The following is a 17,142-nucleotide window of genomic DNA, read 5'->3' on the forward strand; positions in this document are numbered from 1 at the left end:
AACCTTACCCGCGACATCGGGCACACAAAAGCCCCGGATACGCCGGTGGGGCACGGATCACACGGATCCGTGCCCCACCGGCGGTTGTCTCTGCGCGCTGTTCCTACTGGTCGCGGTACATCTCCGCCACCAGGAACGCCAGGTCCAGGGACTGGCTGCGGTTCAGCCGCGGGTCGCAGGCCGTCTCGTAGCGCTGGTGCAGGTCGTCGACGAAGATCTCGTCGCCGCCGCCCACGCACTCCGTGACGTCGTCGCCGGTCAGCTCCACGTGGATGCCGCCGGGGTGGGTGCCGAGCGCCTTGTGGACCTCGAAGAAGCCCTTGACCTCGTCGAGCACGTCGTCGAAGCGGCGGGTCTTGTGGCCCGATGCCGCCTCGTAGGTGTTGCCGTGCATCGGGTCGGTGATCCAGGCGACGGTCGCGCCGGACGCCGTGACCTTCTCGACCAGCTCGGGGAGCTTGTCGCGGACCTTGTCCGCGCCCATGCGGGCGATGAAGGTCAGCCGGCCGGGCTCGCGGTCGGGGTCGAGGCGCTCGATGTACTGGAGCGCCTCCTCGGCCGTCGTCGTCGGGCCGAGCTTGATCCCGATCGGGTTGCGGATCCTGGACGCGAACTCGATGTGCGCGCCGTCCAGCTGGCGGGTGCGCTCGCCGATCCACACCATGTGGCCGGAGACGTCGTACAGGTCGCCGGTGCGGGAGTCGACGCGGGTCAGCGCCGACTCGTAGTCGAGGAGCAGCGCCTCGTGGGACGAGAAGAACTCGACCGTCTTGAACTCCTCCGGGTCCGTGCCGCAGGCCCGCATGAAGTTCAGCGCGTTGTCGATCTCGCGGGCGAGCTGCTCGTAGCGCTGGCCGGAGGGGGAGGACTTCACGAAGTCCTGGTTCCAGGCGTGCACCTGGCGCAGGTCGGCGTAGCCGCCGGTGGTGAAGGCGCGCACCAGGTTGAGCGTCGACGCGGAGGCGTTGTACATCCGCTTCAGGCGCTCGGGGTCCGGGACGCGGGCCTCCTCGGTGAAGGCGAAGCCGTTCACCGAGTCGCCGCGGTAGGTCGGCAGCGTCACGCCGTCGCGGGTCTCGGTCGGCTTGGAGCGCGGCTTGGAGTACTGACCGGCGATCCGGCCGACCTTCACGACGGGCACGGAGGCGGCGTACGTGAGCACGGCGCCCATCTGGAGGAGGGTCTTGAGCTTGTTGCGGATGTGGTCGGCGGACACGGCGTCGAAGGCCTCGGCGCAGTCGCCGCCCTGGAGGAGGAACGCCTCGCCCTTGGCGACGGCTCCCAGCCGGGCGCGCAGCTGGTCGCACTCGCCCGCGAAAACGAGCGGCGGATACGACTCGAGGTCCGCGATCACATCGCGCAGAGCCTCGGCATCGGGGTACTCGGGCTGCTGCGCCGCGGGCAGGTTTCGCCAGGTGTTGCCAGCGCTCGCGCTGGTCTTAGCGTTCACGGTCACGCCGTCAACACTAAGGGGTCACCCGGCCCGTCCATTCACCCGCTCACAAAGTGAGACGGGACAGACACCGAGCGCTCGGCGGCGCTCGGCGTCACCAGCGCGAGCCTGCGGTGTGTGCGGCGCAGTGTCAGGCGGGCCAGGAAGGGGTGGCCGAGGCGGACCACGCTCCAGTAGAGGCGGCCGCGGGTCGTATCAGTCCGCACGGCTGTACTCAGGGTGACGTACTGCTCGTCGATCAGGATCGACCCCCGTGCGGTCAGCCCCTTGACCTGGACGTCCATGAGCACCTCGCCGCCCTCGCGGGCCAGCACCGGGAAGCCGCGCAGGACGCCGGTCCAGGCGTCGGGGTCGCGGGGCTGGCCGGGGAGCAGGGGCATGCGGTACGCGTCCCGGTATCCGGGGCGGTCGACGGCGGTGCGGATCAGCCGGGCCGCTTCGGGCCAGGCGACGGCTTCCGCGCGGTCCCAGGAGAGCAGGTTGAACAGTCGGACACGGGGCATCCAGCGGGCGGGGCGGGCGCAGGTGCCCGTCGCGGCGCGCTCGGCGTTGTCCAGGAGCTCCTCGACCACCGTGTCGTGCACGGGCCGGATCGCCGCGTGCCACGTGATGCGCTCCAGGCCCTTCGGCCGGGCCTCCAGGACGTGCCGCACGCGGCAGCGGCGCTCCCCCAGCGGCTCGACGGTCAGCTCGTGGAAGCCGCCCGACGGGCCGGTGAAGTCGAAGCGGACCCGGCGTCCCGGCTCGTACGCCGCCACGCGGTAGCGGATCGGGCCGTGGCCGCCGACGGCGCCGACGGCGAGCGGGCCGTCGAAGGTCATCGCGGGCCAGGCGGGGGTGGGGAAGAGCGGGTCGTCCGGCGCGGACAGGCGGTCGAGCAGGGCCCCCACCGCGTCAGCCGGGGCCTCGACCACTCGCTCGTGCTCATTGCGTACGACACCCGTGACACTCACGACGCACCTCCATACGCTGGCGTACGGAAACCATACGGTAGCGTATGGACATGGCGCAACGGCAGCGGAGGACGACCCCGGCGAAGCCCCGGCTCAGCGCGCGGGACTGGGCGGACGCGGCGCTCGTCGCGATCGGCGAGGGCGGGCTCGCGGCCGTCGCCGTGGAGCCCCTCGCGGTCCGCCTCGGCACCACGAAGGGCAGCTTCTACTGGCACTTCGCCAACCGCGACGCCCTCATCGAGGCCGCCCTCGACCGCTGGGAGGAGCGCCACACCGACGAGACCATCAGCGAGGTCGAGGCGGAGCCGGACGTGCGGCGGCGCGTCCGGCTGCTCTTCGCCGAGGCCATCGGCTCGGCGGCCGACGACCCGCTGGAGGTCGCGCTGCTCGCGACCGCGTCCGATCCGCGGGTCACCGAGGCCATGCGGCGGGTGACCGAGCGCCGCGTCGCGTACGTCGCCGAACTCTTCGCGCAGCTCGGCTTCCCCGGCCCGGAGGCGCGCCGCCGGGGCCTGCTCGCGTACTCCGTCTATCTGGGCCACGCCCAGCTCGGGCACGCGGTGCCCTCGGTGCTGCCCGGCGAAGCCGAGTTCGGTGCCTATTTGGACGAGGCGCTGGACGTGCTGATGATGCGCTAGGGTGCGGGCATGTTCACGCAGTCGACCCGTTCCTGGTGGTGGCCCGCTCTTCCGGCGGCCCACTGACTGCGCGTACCCAGCAGACATCGCGAAGGCCGCCCGAGGGGCGGCCTTCCGTGCTTCCCGGACGGTGTCCGGGACCGGCCGTTCCTCTCCCTCCCAGCGAAGGAACAGCTCCCATGCACCTCTTGGACCTCCTGACCGACGACCGTCCCTTCGCCCTGCTGCGGCGCCGCACCCCGGGCCGCGACCACGACGTGGTGGAGGTGCTGCGGGGCCCCGTGACCACGTACGAGCGCCTCGCCGACCTGCCCGAAGGGCTCGCGCTCGTACCGTTCCGGCAGATCAGGGAGCGCGGCTTCGACGTCACGGACGACGGCACGCCGCTGGCCGTGCTCACCCCCGACGAGACGTACGAACTCCCGCTGGAGCAGGCCCTGTCGGAGCTGCCCGGACACGACGTCCGGGTCACGGGCCACGGCTTCGACGTGAGCGACGACGCGTACGCGGAGATCGTCGGCCGGGTCCTGCGCGAGGAGATCGGGCGCGGCGAGGGCGCCAACTTCGTGATCCGGCGTACGTACGAGGGCGAGATCCCCGGCTTCGGCCGTGCGGACGCGCTCGCGCTGTTCCGCAGGCTCCTGGAGGGCGAGCGGGGCGCGTACTGGACGTTCGTCGTGCACACCGGGGACCGGACGCTGGTCGGGGCGAGCCCCGAGGTGCACGTGCGGATGTCCGGCGGCACGGTCGTCATGAACCCGATCAGCGGGACCTACCGCTACCCCGCCGAGGGGCCGAGCGCGGCCGGGCTGCTGCGCTTCCTCGACGACGCCAAGGAGACCGAGGAGCTCTCGATGGTCGTCGACGAGGAGCTCAAGATGATGTGCACGGTCGGCGACATGGGCGGCGTGGTGGTGGGGCCCCGTCTGAAGGAGATGGCGCATCTGGCGCACACCGAGTACGAGCTGCGCGGCCGCTCGTCGCTCGACGTGCGGGAGGTGCTGCGCGAGACGATGTTCGCGGCGACGGTGACCGGCTCGCCGGTGCAGAACGCCTGCCGGGTGATCGAGCGCCACGAGGCCGGGGGGCGCGGCTACTACGCCGGTGCCCTCGCGCTCGTCGGCCGGGACGCGGGCGGGGCGCAGACCCTGGACTCGCCGATCCTGATCCGCACCGCCGACATCGACGCGGACGGCCGCCTCCGGGTGCCGGTCGGCGCGACCCTGGTGCGCGGCTCGGACCCGGCGGGCGAGGTGGCCGAGACCCATGCGAAGGCGGCGGGGGTGCTCGCGGCCCTCGGGGTGCGGCCCGGGCGGCCGCGGGCGGAGGGCGGGCGGCCCGCGCTCGCCGACGACCCCCGGGTGCGGGCGGCGCTCGACGCGCGGCGGGCCGGGCTCGCGCCGTTCTGGCTGCGGATGCAGGAGGTGGCGCACGAGCTGTCCGGGCACGCCCTGGTGGTGGACGGCGAGGACACGTTCACGGCGATGCTCGCGCACGTGCTGCGCTCGGCGGGCCTCGGCGTGACCGTGCGGCGCTACGACGAGGCGGGGCTGCGCGCCGCGGTGCTCGGCCACGAAGGTCCCGTGGTCCTCGGCCCGGGGCCCGGCGACCCGTCGGACACCGCGGACCCGAAGATGCGGCTGCTGCGCGGGCTCGCGGCCGAGCTGCTCCGGGAGCGGCGCGGCCCGGTGCTCGGCGTGTGCCTGGGCCATGAGCTGATCGCGGCCGAGCTGGGCCTGGACATCGTCCGCAAGGACGTCCCGTACCAGGGCGCGCAGACGACGATCGACCTGTTCGGGCGGGCCGAGACCGTCGGCTTCTACAACAGCTTCGCGGCGCGCTGCGACGACGACGCGGAGCTGGAGCTGGGCGCGCACGGCATCGACGTGAGCCGGGACCCGGCCACGGGCGAGGTGCACGCGCTGCGCGGCCCCGGCTTCGCCTCGCTCCAGTTCCACCCGGAGTCGGTGCTGTCCCTGCGCGGGGCCGCGGTGGTGCGCGAGCTGCTCGGTCAGCTGGCCGGGAGCGCGGGCACCAGCACGTTCTCGGAGCGGCGGCCCGCCAGGTAGTCCAGGACGTTGGTGACGGTGGCCTCGATGATCTGCCCGACGGCGTCCTCGGTGTAGTACGCCTGGTGCGAGGTGACCACCACGTTCGGGAAGGTGACGAGGCGGGCCAGGGTGTCGTCCTCGACCACCTCAAGGGACTTGTCCAGGAAGAAGAGCCCGGCCTCGGCCTCGTACACGTCGAGGCCGACGCCGGTGAAGCGGCCCGCGCGGAGCTCGGCGACGAGGGCCTCGGTGTCGATGAGGCCGCCGCGGCTGGAGTTCACCAGGATCGCGTCGTCCTTCATGGCGCGCAGCGCTGCGGAGCCGATCAGGTGCCGGGTCGCGGGCAGCAGCGGTACGTGCAGGCTGATCAGGTCGGACTCGGCGAGGAGCTGGTCCTTGTCGACGTACTTCATGCCGAGTCCGACGCAGGCGGGGTTCTCGGCGACGTCCCAGCCGAGCAGGTTCATGCCGAAGCCGTGCGCGATCCGGGTGAAGGCCTCGCCGATCTTGCCGGTGCCGAGGACGCCCGCGGTGCGGCCGCGCAGGTCCCGGCCCATCAGGCCGTCGAGGCGGAAGTCGAAGTCGCGGGTGCGGTTGGAGGCGCGGACGATGCGGCGGTTCACGGCCATCGCCAGGGTCCAGGCGAACTCCGCGACGGAGTACGGGGAGTAGGACGAGACGCGGGCGACGGTGAGGCCCAGGCGCTCGGCGACCTGGAGGTCGATGTTGTTGAAGCCGGTCGAGCGCTGGGCGATCATCTGGGTGCCGCCGGCGGCGAGGGTCTGCAGTACGCGGTTGTCGAGGATCGCGTTGACGCTGGTGGAGATGACCTCGTAGCCGGCGGCGATGGGGGCGGTGTCCTCGGTGAGGAAGACGTCCAGGCAGCGGATGTCGTGGTGCGGGGCGAAGGCCTTCTCGATGAGGGGGCGCTCGTCGGCCTGGACGCCGAAGGCGAGAATCTCCACGGTTTCACTCCCGTTCAGGGGGCGCGGGTCCTGTACGGGGTGAATATACGTTTTGGCCTGGTCAGTGGCGCGGGGCGGTGGGGGGCTGCGCCCACAGCGGTGGAGGACGCAGGTGTCAGCCGAAGAAGACTCCTACCTCCTTGTAGAGGGCCGGGTCCACCGTCTTCAGTTTGGCCGTGGCCTCGGCGATGGGGACGCGGACGATGTCAGTGCCGCGCAGCGCGACCATCTTGCCGAAGTCGCCGTCCCGGACGGCGTCGATCGCGTGCAGGCCGAAGCGCGTGGCGAGCCAGCGGTCGAAGGCGCTGGGCGTGCCGCCGCGCTGGACGTGGCCGAGGACCGTCGTGCGGGCCTCCTTGCCGGTGCGCTTCTCGATCTGCTTGGCCAGCCACTCCCCCACGCCGGAGAGGCGCACGTGCCCGAAGGAGTCGAGGGACTGGTCCTTGAGGACCACGTCGCCGTCCTTGGGCACCGCGCCCTCGGCGACGACCACGATCGGCGCGTACGAGGCCTTGAACCGCGAGGTCACCCAGGCGCAGACCTGGTCGAGGTCGAAGCGCTGCTCGGGGATGAGGATGACGTTGGCGCCGCCCGCGAGCCCGGAGTGCAGCGCGATCCAGCCCGCGTGGCGCCCCATCACCTCGACGACCAGGACGCGCATGTGCGACTCGGCGGTGGTGTGCAGCCGGTCGATGGCCTCCGTGGCGATGCCGACGGCGGTGTCGAAGCCGAAGGTGTAGTCCGTGGCGGACAGGTCGTTGTCGATGGTCTTGGGCACGCCGACGACGGGCACGCCGTACTCGTCGGTGAGGCGCGCGGCGACGCCGAGGGTGTCCTCGCCGCCGATCGCGATGAGCGCCTCGACCTCCAGTTTGGCGAGGTTCTCCTTGATGCGGCGGATGCCGTTCTCGGCCTTGAGGGGGTTGGTGCGCGAGGAGCCGAGGATGGTGCCGCCGCGGGGCAGGATGCCGCGGACGGCCGGGATGTCGAGCTGGACGGTGTCGCCCTCGAGCGGTCCGCGCCAGCCGTCGCGGAAGCCGACGAAGTCGTAGTCGTACTCCTGTACGCCCTTGCGGACGACGCCCCGGATGACGGCATTGAGTCCGGGGCAGTCGCCGCCTCCGGTCAGAACTCCGACCCGCATGGAAATGTCCCTTCGCCGCAGTTGCGCTGACGCGGGCCACGCTAATGGTGATCCGCGTCACTCCGGGATGGGGCGAACGGTGAATTCCCTTGTGTGGGGCGGGAGTTGCTGGAGAGGCGATCGCCGCGGTTCACCCGAAGGGGGCACGCCCGGGGTCGCTCCCCGGGCACCCCCCAGGGGTCACGCGTCGTCCGTGTCGAGGCCGCGTTCGATCGCGTACCGCACGAGCTCCACCCTGTTGTGCAGCTGGAGCTTGCCGAGGGTGTTCTGGACGTGGTTCTGGACCGTGCGGTGAGAGATGACGAGGCGCTCGGCGATCTGCTTGTAGCTCAGGCCCTTGGCGACCAGGCGGAGGACCTCCGTCTCGCGGTCGGTCAGGCGCGGGGCGCCCGGCTCGTCGGCGGTCGCGGGCGCGGGCTCGGAGGCGAGGCGGCGGTACTCGCCGAGGACCAGGCCCGCGAGGCCGGGGGTGAAGACGGCGTCGCCGACGGCCGTGCGGCGCACCGCGTCGATCAGCTCGTCGGTGGACGCGGACTTCAGCAGATAGCCGGTGGCGCCGGACTTGACCGCCTCCAGGACGTCGGCGTGCTCGCCGCTCGCGGACAGGACGAGGACGCGCAGGGCCGGGTTGGCGCCGACGAGTTCCTTGCACACCTGGACGCCGGGCTTCAGCGGCAGGTTCAGGTCGAGGACGAGGACGTCGGGCGTGGCGGCCCGGGCCCGGCGCACCGCCTGCTCGCCGTCGCCCGCGGTGGCCACCACGTCGAAGCCCGCCTCGCCGAGGTCGCGGGCGACGGCGTCGCGCCACATCGGGTGGTCGTCGACGACCATGACCTTGACCGGGTCCGTGGTGTCCCGCTCCGTCGGTTCCGTGTGCTGTGCGCTCATGTCCGTGCTTCCGCCTTCCCCCGTGCGCCCTTCGGGACGCGTAGTTCCACTTCCGTGCCCTGGCCCGGTACCGAGATCAGCTCGGCCGTGCCGCCGATGTCCCGCAGCCGGCCGCGGATCGACAGGGCGACGCCGAGCCGCCCCTCCCCCTCGGCCTGCGCGAGGCGCCCCTCCGGGATGCCGGGCCCGTCGTCCCGGACGGTGACGAGCACGGCGTCCGGTTCGTCCTCGACCAGGATCCAGGCCCGGGCGCCGGTCCCCGCGTGCCTGCGCACATTGTCCAGGGCCGCGCCGACGGCCGCGGCGAGTTCCCGGGCCGCGTGCGGGGCCAGCGGCACCGGGGCGCCGGGCTCCGACAGGGTGACCTTCGAGCCGGCGTACGGGGACAGGAGCGTCCGCAGGTCGCACGGCGAGGCCTCGGCCGACGCGTCGTCCGGCTCGTCGACGACGCGGACGACGGCCCCGAGCGCGGCGTCCTCGGAGACGCGCGAGGCGGGCACCAGGCCGCCCGCGACCAGCGAGCGCAGGGCGACCTCCTGCTCGCCCGCCATCCGGCCGAGCTCGGCCGCCTCGCCGCCGATGGCGGTGCCCTGGCGCTGCACCATGGCGAGGACCTGGAGGACGCTGTCGTGGATGTCGCGGGCGAGGCGCTCGCGCTCGCGGGTCGCCGCCTCGATCTCCAGGGCGCGGGCGAGGGTGCGCTCGGAGGCGCGGGCCACCTCCACGACGTAGCCGATGGCGATGGAGGCGATGCAGACGAGCAGGACGTTGTGGACCGTGTCGCGGCTGAAGGCGCCGCGCTGCACGACGTTCGCGACGCCGACGAGCAGCGAGGCGAAGGCCGCCCAGCGCCAGCCGCCCTTGATCGCGAAGGCGAGGACGGCGCCCGCGGTCCATATGGAGGGCAGCGTCGGGCCGCCGTCGGTGATCCGCTCGGCGGCGTCGGCGGCCCGGGTCAGCAGGATGCCGGTGAGGGCGACCGCGAGGTCCACGGCGAGGAAGCGCTTGGTGCAGCTCGCGGCGTTCGCGACCTTCGGCAGCGTGGCGAGGGTCCAGACGGCGAGCACCGCGAAGTAGGCGACGGCGACCCAGGGCCGGGCGAAGTCGTCGTGCGCGGCGACGAACAGGCCGATGGCGTACAGCATCGTCAGGACCCGGTACCCGGCAAGCGCGCGCCACAGCGGCTGCTCGACCGACATCCTCATGACTCTCTCGCGCTTGGCCATGCCCCCCCACCCCACGGGACGCCCGGTGCGCCCCTCTTGCACCGACGCCGCGGGGAGCCGGACCGTTCCGTTCCCGCGGCGGCCGCCCGGAAACTACTCGGCGTCGGCCCGCTGCGCCTTGTCGGTCCCGGCCTGCTCGGTCCCGGCCTGCTCGGTCCCGGCCTGCTCGGTCTTCTCGGCTTCGGCCTTCTGGGCTTCGGCCTTCTGGGCCTCGGCCTTCTGGGCGCGCGCGAGGTCCTTGGCGGCTTCCTTCTCCGCCTTGGCCGCCTCCTGGAGCTGACGCTTCGCGGCGGTGGCGTAGATGTCCACGTACTCCTGGCCGGAGAGCTTCATGATCTCGTACATGACCTCGTCGGTGACCGCGCGCAGGACGAAGCGGTCGCCCTCCATGCCCTGGTAGCGGCTGAAGTCCAGCGGCTCGCCGATGCGGATGCCGGGGCGCATCAGCTTGGGCACGACCTTGCCGGGCGGCTGGATCTTCTCCGTGTCGATCATCGCCACGGGGATGACGGGCGCGCCGGTGGCGAGGGCCACGCGCGCGAGGCCGCCGGGCTTGCCGCGGTAGAGGCGGCCGTCGGGCGAGCGGGTGCCCTCCGGGTAGATGCCGAACAGCTCACCGCGCTCCAGGACCTCGATGCCGCTCTTGATCGCGGCCTCGCCCGCGCCGCGCGCGCCGGAGCGGTCCACCGGGAGCTGGCCGACGCCCTTGAAGAAGGCGGCCGTCATCCGGCCCTTGATGCCGGGGGTGGTGAAGTACTCGGCCTTCGCGATGAAGGTGACCTTGCGGTCCAGGACCGCGGGCAGGAAGAAGGAGTCCGAGAACGACAGGTGGTTGCTGGCCAGGATGGCGGGGCCCTCGGCGGGAATGTTCTCGAGGCCTTCCACCCAGGGCCTGAAGGCGAGCTTCAGGGGCCCTCCGATGGAAAACTTCATTGCGCCGTAGATCAAACCGAGTGCCTCCTGTGTCTGTGGATCAGACCATAACCCGAGCGGGGCTCCGGCTCTCCCCGGAGCGGGGCCGACGGGCCCGGGCCGCCGCCCGGAGCAGGGCCCGACGGACCTGGTCGGTGTCAGTCCGGTCGCGTACGGTGAGGTACTCCCCGAACGCGACGTGCCCCACCGCAGAGCCTCATCGCACGACCCTTGTCACCACCCCTGTCACGACCCTGCACGACCCCTCTCACGAACCCTCTCCCCTCTCACGAAGGAGACCGAAGGTGCCGGTCCTCCCCGGAGCCGAGCCGTACCGCCACGAGGGCGGCGAGGTCGGCGTCCTGCTGTGTCACGGTTTCACCGGATCCCCCCAGTCGCTGCGCCCCTGGGCGGAGTACCTGGCGGAGCGCGGCCTGACCGTGTCCCTGCCACTGCTGCCAGGACACGGCACACGCTGGCAGGACATGCAGGTCACGGGCTGGCAGGACTGGTACGCGGAGGTGGACCGCGAGCTGCGCCTGCTCCTGGAGCGCTGCACGGAGGTGTTCGTCTTCGGGCTCTCCATGGGCGGCGCCCTGACGCTGCGGCTCGCGGCCAAGCACGGCGACGCGGTGCGCGGCGTCGTCCTCGTCAACCCGGCGAACAAGGTGCACGGCCTGGCGGCGCACGCCCTGCCTGTAGCCCGCTTCCTGCTGCCCACCACCAAGGGCATCGCCAGCGACATCGCCAAGGACGGCTCGGAGGAGATCGGGTACGACCGGGTGCCGCTGCACGCCGCGCACTCGATGCGCCGCTTCTTCCGCCTCGTGGACGGCGAACTGCCCCAGGTCACCCAGCCGCTGCTGCTCCTGCACAGCCCGAACGACCACGTGGTGCCGCCCGCCGACTCCGCCCGGATCCTCAGCCGCGTCTCGTCCACGGACGTCACGGAGATCCTGCTGGAACAGAGCTACCACGTCGCGACGTTGGACCACGATGCGGACCGGATCTTCGAGGAGAGCTACGGATTCATCGGCCGGCTCGCCCCCAGCGCAGGCAAGGAAGGGACGGCCACCGGTGGCTGAGCAGCAGGACCGCGACGAGAGCCGCGAGCCCGACGAGCGGGCCGCGCCCCCGGGCGAGGAGCGCGCGGTGCCCCTGGACGAGGACGCCGCGTGGCGGGCCATCGTCGCGGGGTACGGCGAGGAGCCCGCGGACCCGCCCGGCGCCAAGCCGTTCAAGTCCGTGGAGGACCTGGCCCTACTGGAGACGGAGGCCAACGACACGCCGGGCGACGGGCCGCGCCCCGACCTGTCGAAGGACACCGGCGACAAGTCCGGCGGCGGCGACGCGGCACGCCCGCTGGGCAGCTCCGTCTCCTTCGCCCCCGGCGTCGGCGGCGCGGGCCCGCGCGACTACACCGAGACCGAGGCCTCGGACGACGACTTCGACGCGGACGACGAGGGCCACTTCGTGCCGCCCGAGCCGCCGCCGCTGCCGGACGCGGACGTCACCGCCAAGTTCGCCTGGCTCGCGGTGCTCGGCGGTCCGCTGCTGCTCCTGCTCGCCGTGCTGTTCGGCTGGCAGATGACGTGGTGGCTCACCACGATCGGCATCGGCGGCTTCCTCGGCGGCTTCGCGACGCTGGTGGCCCGCATGAAGAGCGGTGACGACGAGGAGGACGAGGACCCCGGGCGCGGGGCCGTGGTCTAGCCCGTCGGCTCCGCGGGCACTCTGAGCGCCGCGAGCACCGGCAGGTGGTCCGTGGCCGCCCTGAGGTCCTCGTCACGGACGCCGGGGTGGCCCAACGGGACGCCGCAGCCGAGGACTTGGACGCCCGGCGTGGCGAAGATGGCGTCGATGCGCTGGTGCGGGTCGGCCGGTGTCGAGGTCTGTTCGCCGCCCCAGGGGGCGGTGGCCCAGCAGTCCTGGAGGCCGTCGGCGAGCCTGCGGAAGGTGCGCCCGCCGGGCCGGTCGTTGAGGTCGCCGCCCGCCACCGCGTGCGGTACGCCCATCCCGGCGAGCCGGTCGAGGAGCATGCCGCCCTGCGCGTAGCGCTCCTCGCCCTGGAGGCTCAAGTGGCAGCTCAGGACGCCGAGCCGGGCGCCGCCGAAGCGGACGACGGCCGTCGCGAAGCCGCGCCGGTGCAGGCCCGGCGTCAGCGGGAGCAGCACGTCCTCGGTCCGCTCGACGGTGGCCCGCAGCGAGCACAGCAGCGCGGGGCCCGCCGCGCTGCCGCCGCCGGAGAGCATCACCAGGTCGCTGGCGCGGGCCAGCCGCGCGAGCTTCTTGCGCCAGCGGAAGAACCGGGGCGCCTCCTGCACGAGGACCAGGTCGGGCTCGCACGCGGCGACGACACGGGCGAGCGCGTCAGTGTCGTCGCGCATCGAACGGATGTTGTAGCTGAGCACCCGGATGACGGCCGAACCATCCGGTTCGGTGCGGGAGTTGGGCAGCGTACGCGTCGGGCTCGTGGGCATGGCGATCAAGATACGGGAAACGCCGGGCGAGCCGGACGGTGCCGGCTCACCCGGCAGGCATCCGGCCCGTCCGGCGTTCGGGGACGAGCGTGCGGCGCGATCGACGGCGGCCCCGGTTCCGCGCGGCGCGGTCGACAGCGGCCCCGGCTCCGCGCGGCGGGGGGGCCGGTGGCGTCACATCACCGGGTCGGGCTCCCTGGCGAGGTCGGCGGCGCCGACCAGGCCCGCCTTGTTCCCGAGCTGGGCGGCGATCACCTTGGCCTCGGGGCGCCACTGCGCGCCGACGAGCCAGCGCTTGAAGGACTTGCGGATCGGTTCGAGCACCAGCTCGCCCTCGTCCGAGAGGCCGCCGCCGATGATGAACGCCGACGGGTCGAAGAGCGAGGCCAGGTCGGCGAGGCCCGCGCCGACCCAGCGGGCCAGCTCGCGGTAGGAGTCCACGGCGACCAGGTCGCCCTGGCGCGCGGCCATGGAGATGTGCTTGCCCTCGATGCCGTCGGGGGTGCCGTCGCCGAGCGAGAGGAGGTACTCGGCGTTCTCCGGGGCGGCGTTGGCGCGCTGCTTGGCGTACCGCACGAGGGCGCGGCCCGATGCGTACTGCTCCCAGCAGCCCTGGCTGCCGCAGCCGCACAGCAGGCCGTCCGGCACCATCCGGATGTGGCCGAACTCGGCGGCGACGCCGAAGTGGCCGCGGCGCAGCTTGTTGCCGATGATGATGCCGCCGCCGAGGCCGGTGCCGAGGGTGATGCAGATGGCGTTGCGGTGGCCCTTGCCGCCGCCGAACTTGTACTCGCCCCAGGCGGCCGCGTTGGCGTCGTTCTCGACCACCACCGGCAGGCCCACGCGCTCTTCGACCTTGTCCTTGAGCGGTTCCTGGCGCCAGTCGATGTTCGGCGCGAAGTAGACCGTGGACCGCTGGCGGTTGACGTATCCGGCGGCGCCGATGCCCACGCCGACGATCTCGTGCCCGGCTCGCGCGCCCGCCACGGCGGAGGCGATCGCGTCGACGATGGCCTCGGGGGTGCCCGGCGTGGGCACCTTGAACGTCGACAGGATGTGACCGTCCTCGTCGACCACTCCGGCCGCGATCTTCGTGCCGCCGATGTCGACGCCGATGGTGAGTCCCATGTATCCCTCAGTTCGATCGAGCCCCGCTACGGCCCACCGTACCGGAGGGGGGTCAGTCCAGATCGATGTGTTCCCCGGGTCCGGGACCCTCTTCGGGACGCCCGGAGCCGTCCGGGGCCGCGGTGCGGCCGCCCGCGTCGCGGGTCCAGCGGCCCTCCTGTCCCGTGACCGCGCTGCGGTAGGCGGCGAGGAGTTCGGAGCCCGCGGCGGCGAGGTGGTCGAAGACGTCGGGGTTGCGCTCGATGACGGGCTCGACCGCGGCCCTTGCCTGCCGGACGACCTGCTGCACCGTCTCCTGCACGGCGCCCTGGGCGACCGCGCCGAGCAGCGGCGACTGGAGGCCGGACAGCTTCTCCGACACGGCGTCGACGAGCTTGCGCAGCTCCTCGGCGGCGGAGCCGGGCGGCGGTCCGTACTGCGCGCGGCGGCGGGCCTTCTCCGCCGCGAGGTCCTCGGCGCACGCGGTCGCCCAGGCGTCGTCGTCCGGGGCCGCGGCCGGGTCCTCGTGGGGCTCGGGGCCCCGGGGGGCGGCGTCCCGCGGACGCTCCGGCTCGGCGGCGTCGTACGCGTCACGCTCAGTGGCATCGCTCATGGCGGGCTGACTCCTGCGCAGGGCCGACGATTTCGTACTCTCGACGTTACCCGAATGGCGGCAGGGCGTTCACCGGGCCCGGGGCCACAGGTCCGGGTCCGGGGTGAAGCGGACGTGCAGGGCGCCGTCGCGCAGGCCCGCTCCGCTGACGGTGCAGCGGCGCAGCGCGGAGGGCAGCGAAACGATCCGGCGGAACGGGCCCGCCCGCACCACGAGTTCGTCGCCGCGCCGCACCAGGCCGAGGTCGTCGCGGACGGCGCCGGGCAGCGGGACGGTCCAGATCAGCAGGGACTCCTCGGCGAGCGCGTCGGTGACGGGCCAGTCCAGGGGCGCGGGCGCGGGCCCCGGGCCCGCCGGGCGGAGCGCGGCGAGGTCGTCGAGGCCGCGCGGGTCCTGGCCGAGGTGCGGGACGCGGTGCGTGGGGTGGGCGGCGTCCCACTCCGCAAGGGCCTTGTGCTGCTGGGCGCGGAGCGCGGCGAGCCAGGGGGCGTCGCCGTCGTCGGGCAGCACGCGGTTGGCGACGAGGCCGTCCAGGCGCAGGCCGTGCAGGGCGAGGCCGAGCGCGGTGCGGGCCACGGCGTCCACGGCGGCGGGCCCCGGTTCGACGACGAGGCGCACGCTGGTGCCCGGGGCGTCGAGCAGGCTCCGCGCGGCGGCGAGCCGGTCGTCCCAGCGGGCCGCGTTCTCGTACAGGGAGGCGGCGGGCACGGGGACGCCCGCGAGCCGGCCGAGGACCGGGCGCAGCGCGCGGGCCGCCTGCCGCTCCGGGGGCAGCAGGCGGCGCAGATAGCGGCGCAGCTGTTCGGGCAGGGCGAGCAGGGCCAGGGCGCGGGGCGCGGCGGGCAGGTCGACGACGACGGTGTCGTACGTGCCGTGCGCGCCCTCCGTGACGGCGCGCAGGGTGCGCAGCAGGGCCAGCTCCTCGGCCCCCGGCAGCGGGGTCAGCTCCTCGCCGTCGAGGCGGTCGGCGCCGAGGAGGTCGAGGGCGGATCCCGCGTGGTCCTGCAGGGCGAGCAGGTCGTCGCGGAAGGAGCCGTCCGGGTCGGGCCGCAGGGCCGTCAGACCGTCGGTGACGGCCCGGGGACGGGGTCCCGTGGGGGCGCCGAGGGCCGCGCCGAGGCTGTCGTGGGGGTCCGCGGAGAGCACGACGGCGCGCCGGCCCTCGCGGGCGGCGGCCAGGGCGGTGGCCGCCGCGAGGGTGGTCCGCCCGGCGCCGCCGGGGCCGGTGATCAGGAGGGTGCGCATGCTTCTGTACGAGGCCTAACTGTCCGGTTGCTCGGCACCTCGGGCTGCGCGCCCTCGGGGCTACTTCGTCTCCACCCGCTGCTTCAGGCCCGCCAGGGCGCGGTCGATGATGACCTTCTCCGCCTTGCGCTTGATCATCCCGAGCATGGGGATCTTGACGTCGACGGTGAGCCGGTAGGTGACCTCGGTGCCCGTGCCCGCCGCCTTGAGCAGGTAGGAGCCCTCCAGGGAGCGCAGCATCTGGGACTTGACGAGGGTCCAGGAGACCTCGTGCTCGCCGGTCCAGGTGTAGGCGAGGGTCTGGTCGTCCTTGATCGCGCCCGCGTCCATGACGAGGCGGACCTGCTCGGCGCGGCCCGCGTCGTCCGTCGCGAGGACCTCGGCCTGCTTGACCTCTCCGGTCCACTCCGGATAGCGCGCGAAGTCGGCGATCACGCCCATGACGTCGGCCGGTGCCGCCTCGATCGTGATGCTCGAGCTGGTGTGTTCCGCCATCGCGGTGGCTCCTCCAGATGCGGTCCCGTACGGGGTGGTGTGTCTGCCGCGTGAAGGCTACCTCGGGCGCTGCGGGCGCACGTCACCACTCCAGGGTCCAGGGCCGCCCGGCGCTCGCGAAGTGCCCGACGTTGACGCACTCCGTCGACCCGATCCGCATCCTCCTCACGAGCGGCTGGTGGACGTGGCCGAAGAGGGAGTAGCGCGGCCGGGTCCTGCGGATGGCGTCGAGCAGGGCGCGGCTGCCGCGCTCGAAGCGGCGGGCCACGGTGTCGTAGACGAGCTCGGGGACCTCCGGCGGGATGTGCGTGCACAGCACGTCCACCTCGCCGACGGCCTCGATCTTGGCGGCGTACTCCTCGTCGCTGATCTCGTACGGCGTGCGCATGGGGGTGCGCAGGCCGCCGCCGACGAAGCCGAAGACGCGGCCGCCGATCTCCACCCGCTCGCCGTCGAGGACGGTGGTGCCGGGCCCGGCGTATTCAGGCCAGAGACGCGGAATGTCGACATTGCCGTACGTGGCGTACGTAGGGGCGGGAAAGGCCGCGAACAGTTCCGCGTACTGCTTGCGGACCGCGCTCTCCACGGCGGGGCCGCGGTCGATGCCCGCCCACAGGGACGCGCCGAACGTGCGGGCCTCGTCGAAGCGGCGCGCGGTGCGCAGCTCGACCAGGCGGGTGGCGTTCGCCTTGCCGAACAGGTCCGGGAAGATGCCGCGCGCGTGATCCGCGTAGTCGAGGAAGAGCACGAGATCGCCCAGGCAGACCACGGCGTCGGCGCCGTCGCCCGCGCGGGCCAGATCCTTGGCGTTGCCGTGCACGTCACTGACCACATGGACCCGGAAACCTGGCATGCCGGTCACCCTAAGCCGCCCGGTACGGGGCGGGACAGGGCGGGGTGAGGGGACCGGGCGCGGCGGGGGACCTGCGGTTACTTCCGAGTCAGGAAGTGCGTGGCGTACTGTGCGGTTCA

The 17,142-nt window shown here is 73.1% G+C and carries 18 protein-coding genes; 5 read left to right on the forward strand and 13 right to left on the reverse strand.

Features of this window, described 5'->3' with window-relative positions; translation table 11 throughout:
- Positions 1–103: 103 nt before the first annotated feature.
- Positions 104–1,456 (reverse strand): class II 3-deoxy-7-phosphoheptulonate synthase, encoded by a 1,353-nt coding sequence (locus tag IG74_RS0121190; RefSeq protein WP_030679437.1) that lies wholly within the window; start codon positions 1,454–1,456, stop codon positions 104–106.
- 35 nt (positions 1,457–1,491) lie between these two features.
- The gene (locus tag IG74_RS0121195) at positions 1,492–2,406 is read right to left on the reverse strand and encodes a DUF2867 domain-containing protein (RefSeq protein ID WP_030679440.1); all 915 of its coding nucleotides are present in this window, start codon (positions 2,404–2,406) and stop codon (positions 1,492–1,494) included.
- A 44-nt stretch (positions 2,407–2,450) separates the two neighbouring features.
- Here IG74_RS0121195 and IG74_RS0121200 point away from each other — a divergent pair, with 44 nt between their 5' ends.
- The 3 genes from IG74_RS0121200 (at position 2,451) to IG74_RS0121205 (ending at position 5,113) form a co-directional block, all read left to right on the forward strand.
- Positions 2,451–3,044: a TetR/AcrR family transcriptional regulator gene (locus IG74_RS0121200; protein ID WP_030679442.1), complete on the forward strand. Its 594-nt coding sequence runs from the start codon at positions 2,451–2,453 to the stop codon at positions 3,042–3,044.
- A gap of 9 nt (positions 3,045–3,053) precedes the next feature.
- Positions 3,054–3,110, forward strand: coding sequence for a trp operon leader peptide (locus tag IG74_RS54705; protein ID WP_107058992.1), 57 nt, complete (start codon positions 3,054–3,056; stop codon positions 3,108–3,110).
- 113 nt (positions 3,111–3,223) lie between these two features.
- The gene (locus IG74_RS0121205; protein ID WP_030679445.1) at positions 3,224–5,113 is read left to right on the forward strand and encodes an anthranilate synthase family protein; all 1,890 of its coding nucleotides are present in this window, start codon (positions 3,224–3,226) and stop codon (positions 5,111–5,113) included.
- On the opposite strand, the gene IG74_RS0121210 is transcribed toward IG74_RS0121205, so the two are convergent.
- From IG74_RS0121210 to IG74_RS0121230, 5 genes are all read right to left on the reverse strand, one after another.
- A complete protein-coding gene (locus IG74_RS0121210; protein WP_030679448.1) occupies positions 5,056–6,060 on the reverse strand; it encodes a 2-hydroxyacid dehydrogenase in 1,005 nt (334 codons plus the stop codon). The genes IG74_RS0121205 and IG74_RS0121210 overlap by 58 nt on opposite strands.
- 115 nt (positions 6,061–6,175) lie before the next feature.
- The gene (locus IG74_RS0121215; protein ID WP_030679450.1) at positions 6,176–7,204 is read right to left on the reverse strand and encodes a 6-phosphofructokinase; all 1,029 of its coding nucleotides are present in this window, start codon (positions 7,202–7,204) and stop codon (positions 6,176–6,178) included.
- Between the two features lie 180 nt (positions 7,205–7,384).
- On the reverse strand, positions 7,385–8,092 hold the full coding sequence (locus IG74_RS0121220; RefSeq protein ID WP_234334396.1) for a response regulator: 708 nt from the start codon (positions 8,090–8,092) through the stop codon (positions 7,385–7,387).
- A complete protein-coding gene (gene macS, locus IG74_RS0121225) occupies positions 8,089–9,318 on the reverse strand; it encodes a MacS family sensor histidine kinase (RefSeq protein ID WP_078868926.1) in 1,230 nt (409 codons plus the stop codon). The genes IG74_RS0121220 and macS overlap by 4 nt, the downstream gene beginning before the upstream one ends.
- Positions 9,319–9,411: 93 nt before the next feature.
- Complete coding sequence (locus IG74_RS0121230; RefSeq protein WP_030679459.1) at positions 9,412–10,251, reverse strand: lysophospholipid acyltransferase family protein; 840 nt, start codon at positions 10,249–10,251, stop codon at positions 9,412–9,414.
- Between the two features lie 284 nt (positions 10,252–10,535).
- Between IG74_RS0121230 and IG74_RS0121240 the strand changes: the two genes are divergently transcribed.
- Both IG74_RS0121240 and IG74_RS0121245 read left to right on the forward strand, forming a co-directional pair.
- Positions 10,536–11,315, forward strand: a complete 780-nt coding sequence (locus tag IG74_RS0121240) for an alpha/beta hydrolase (RefSeq protein WP_030679462.1) — start codon at positions 10,536–10,538, stop codon at positions 11,313–11,315.
- On the forward strand, positions 11,308–11,943 hold the full coding sequence (locus tag IG74_RS0121245) for a hypothetical protein (protein ID WP_030679465.1): 636 nt from the start codon (positions 11,308–11,310) through the stop codon (positions 11,941–11,943). The genes IG74_RS0121240 and IG74_RS0121245 overlap by 8 nt, the downstream gene beginning before the upstream one ends.
- Here IG74_RS0121245 and IG74_RS0121250 read toward each other — a convergent pair.
- The 6 genes from IG74_RS0121250 to IG74_RS0121275 all read right to left on the reverse strand — a co-directional run bounded on the left by IG74_RS0121250 (position 11,940) and on the right by IG74_RS0121275 (position 17,023).
- The gene (locus IG74_RS0121250; protein WP_030679468.1) at positions 11,940–12,710 is read right to left on the reverse strand and encodes an endonuclease/exonuclease/phosphatase family protein; all 771 of its coding nucleotides are present in this window, start codon (positions 12,708–12,710) and stop codon (positions 11,940–11,942) included. The genes IG74_RS0121245 and IG74_RS0121250 overlap by 4 nt on opposite strands.
- 174 nt (positions 12,711–12,884) lie before the next feature.
- Positions 12,885–13,838, reverse strand: coding sequence for an ROK family glucokinase (locus tag IG74_RS0121255; RefSeq protein ID WP_030679471.1), 954 nt, complete (start codon positions 13,836–13,838; stop codon positions 12,885–12,887).
- Positions 13,839–13,890: 52 nt separating this feature from the next.
- Positions 13,891–14,430, reverse strand: a complete 540-nt coding sequence (locus tag IG74_RS0121260) for a DUF5304 domain-containing protein (protein WP_030679473.1) — start codon at positions 14,428–14,430, stop codon at positions 13,891–13,893.
- A 69-nt stretch (positions 14,431–14,499) separates the two neighbouring features.
- Positions 14,500–15,675: an ArsA family ATPase gene (locus tag IG74_RS0121265; protein ID WP_030679476.1), complete on the reverse strand. Its 1,176-nt coding sequence runs from the start codon at positions 15,673–15,675 to the stop codon at positions 14,500–14,502.
- A 60-nt stretch (positions 15,676–15,735) separates the two neighbouring features.
- A complete protein-coding gene (locus IG74_RS0121270; RefSeq protein WP_030679479.1) occupies positions 15,736–16,170 on the reverse strand; it encodes an SRPBCC family protein in 435 nt (144 codons plus the stop codon).
- 82 nt (positions 16,171–16,252) lie between these two features.
- Positions 16,253–17,023: a metallophosphoesterase family protein gene (locus IG74_RS0121275; protein WP_078868927.1), complete on the reverse strand. Its 771-nt coding sequence runs from the start codon at positions 17,021–17,023 to the stop codon at positions 16,253–16,255.
- Positions 17,024–17,142: the final 119 nt, after the last annotated feature.

It is taken from the genome of Streptomyces sp. NRRL B-1347, from assembly GCF_000720325.1.
GTDB lineage: Bacteria > Actinomycetota > Actinomycetes > Streptomycetales > Streptomycetaceae > Streptomyces.

Bases quoted from the DNA above. Each gene is read 5' to 3' on its own strand.
- macS (WP_078868926.1), bottom strand. From the start codon at position 9,318: ATGGCCAAGCGCGAGAGAGTCATGAGGATGTCGGTCGAGCAGCCGCTG.
- IG74_RS0121220 (WP_234334396.1), bottom strand. From the start codon at position 8,092: ATGAGCGCACAGCACACGGAACCGACGGAGCGGGACACCACGGACCCG.
- IG74_RS0121205 (WP_030679445.1), top strand. From the start codon at position 3,224: ATGCACCTCTTGGACCTCCTGACCGACGACCGTCCCTTCGCCCTGCTG.
- IG74_RS0121250 (WP_030679468.1), bottom strand. From the start codon at position 12,710: ATGCCCACGAGCCCGACGCGTACGCTGCCCAACTCCCGCACCGAACCG.
- IG74_RS0121255 (WP_030679471.1), bottom strand. From the start codon at position 13,838: ATGGGACTCACCATCGGCGTCGACATCGGCGGCACGAAGATCGCGGCC.
- IG74_RS0121230 (WP_030679459.1), bottom strand. From the start codon at position 10,251: ATGAAGTTTTCCATCGGAGGGCCCCTGAAGCTCGCCTTCAGGCCCTGG.
- IG74_RS0121270 (WP_030679479.1), bottom strand. From the start codon at position 16,170: ATGGCGGAACACACCAGCTCGAGCATCACGATCGAGGCGGCACCGGCC.
- IG74_RS0121265 (WP_030679476.1), bottom strand. From the start codon at position 15,675: ATGCGCACCCTCCTGATCACCGGCCCCGGCGGCGCCGGGCGGACCACC.
- IG74_RS0121200 (WP_030679442.1), top strand. From the start codon at position 2,451: ATGGACATGGCGCAACGGCAGCGGAGGACGACCCCGGCGAAGCCCCGG.
- IG74_RS0121260 (WP_030679473.1), bottom strand. From the start codon at position 14,430: ATGAGCGATGCCACTGAGCGTGACGCGTACGACGCCGCCGAGCCGGAG.
- IG74_RS0121275 (WP_078868927.1), bottom strand. From the start codon at position 17,023: ATGCCAGGTTTCCGGGTCCATGTGGTCAGTGACGTGCACGGCAACGCC.
- IG74_RS0121215 (WP_030679450.1), bottom strand. From the start codon at position 7,204: ATGCGGGTCGGAGTTCTGACCGGAGGCGGCGACTGCCCCGGACTCAAT.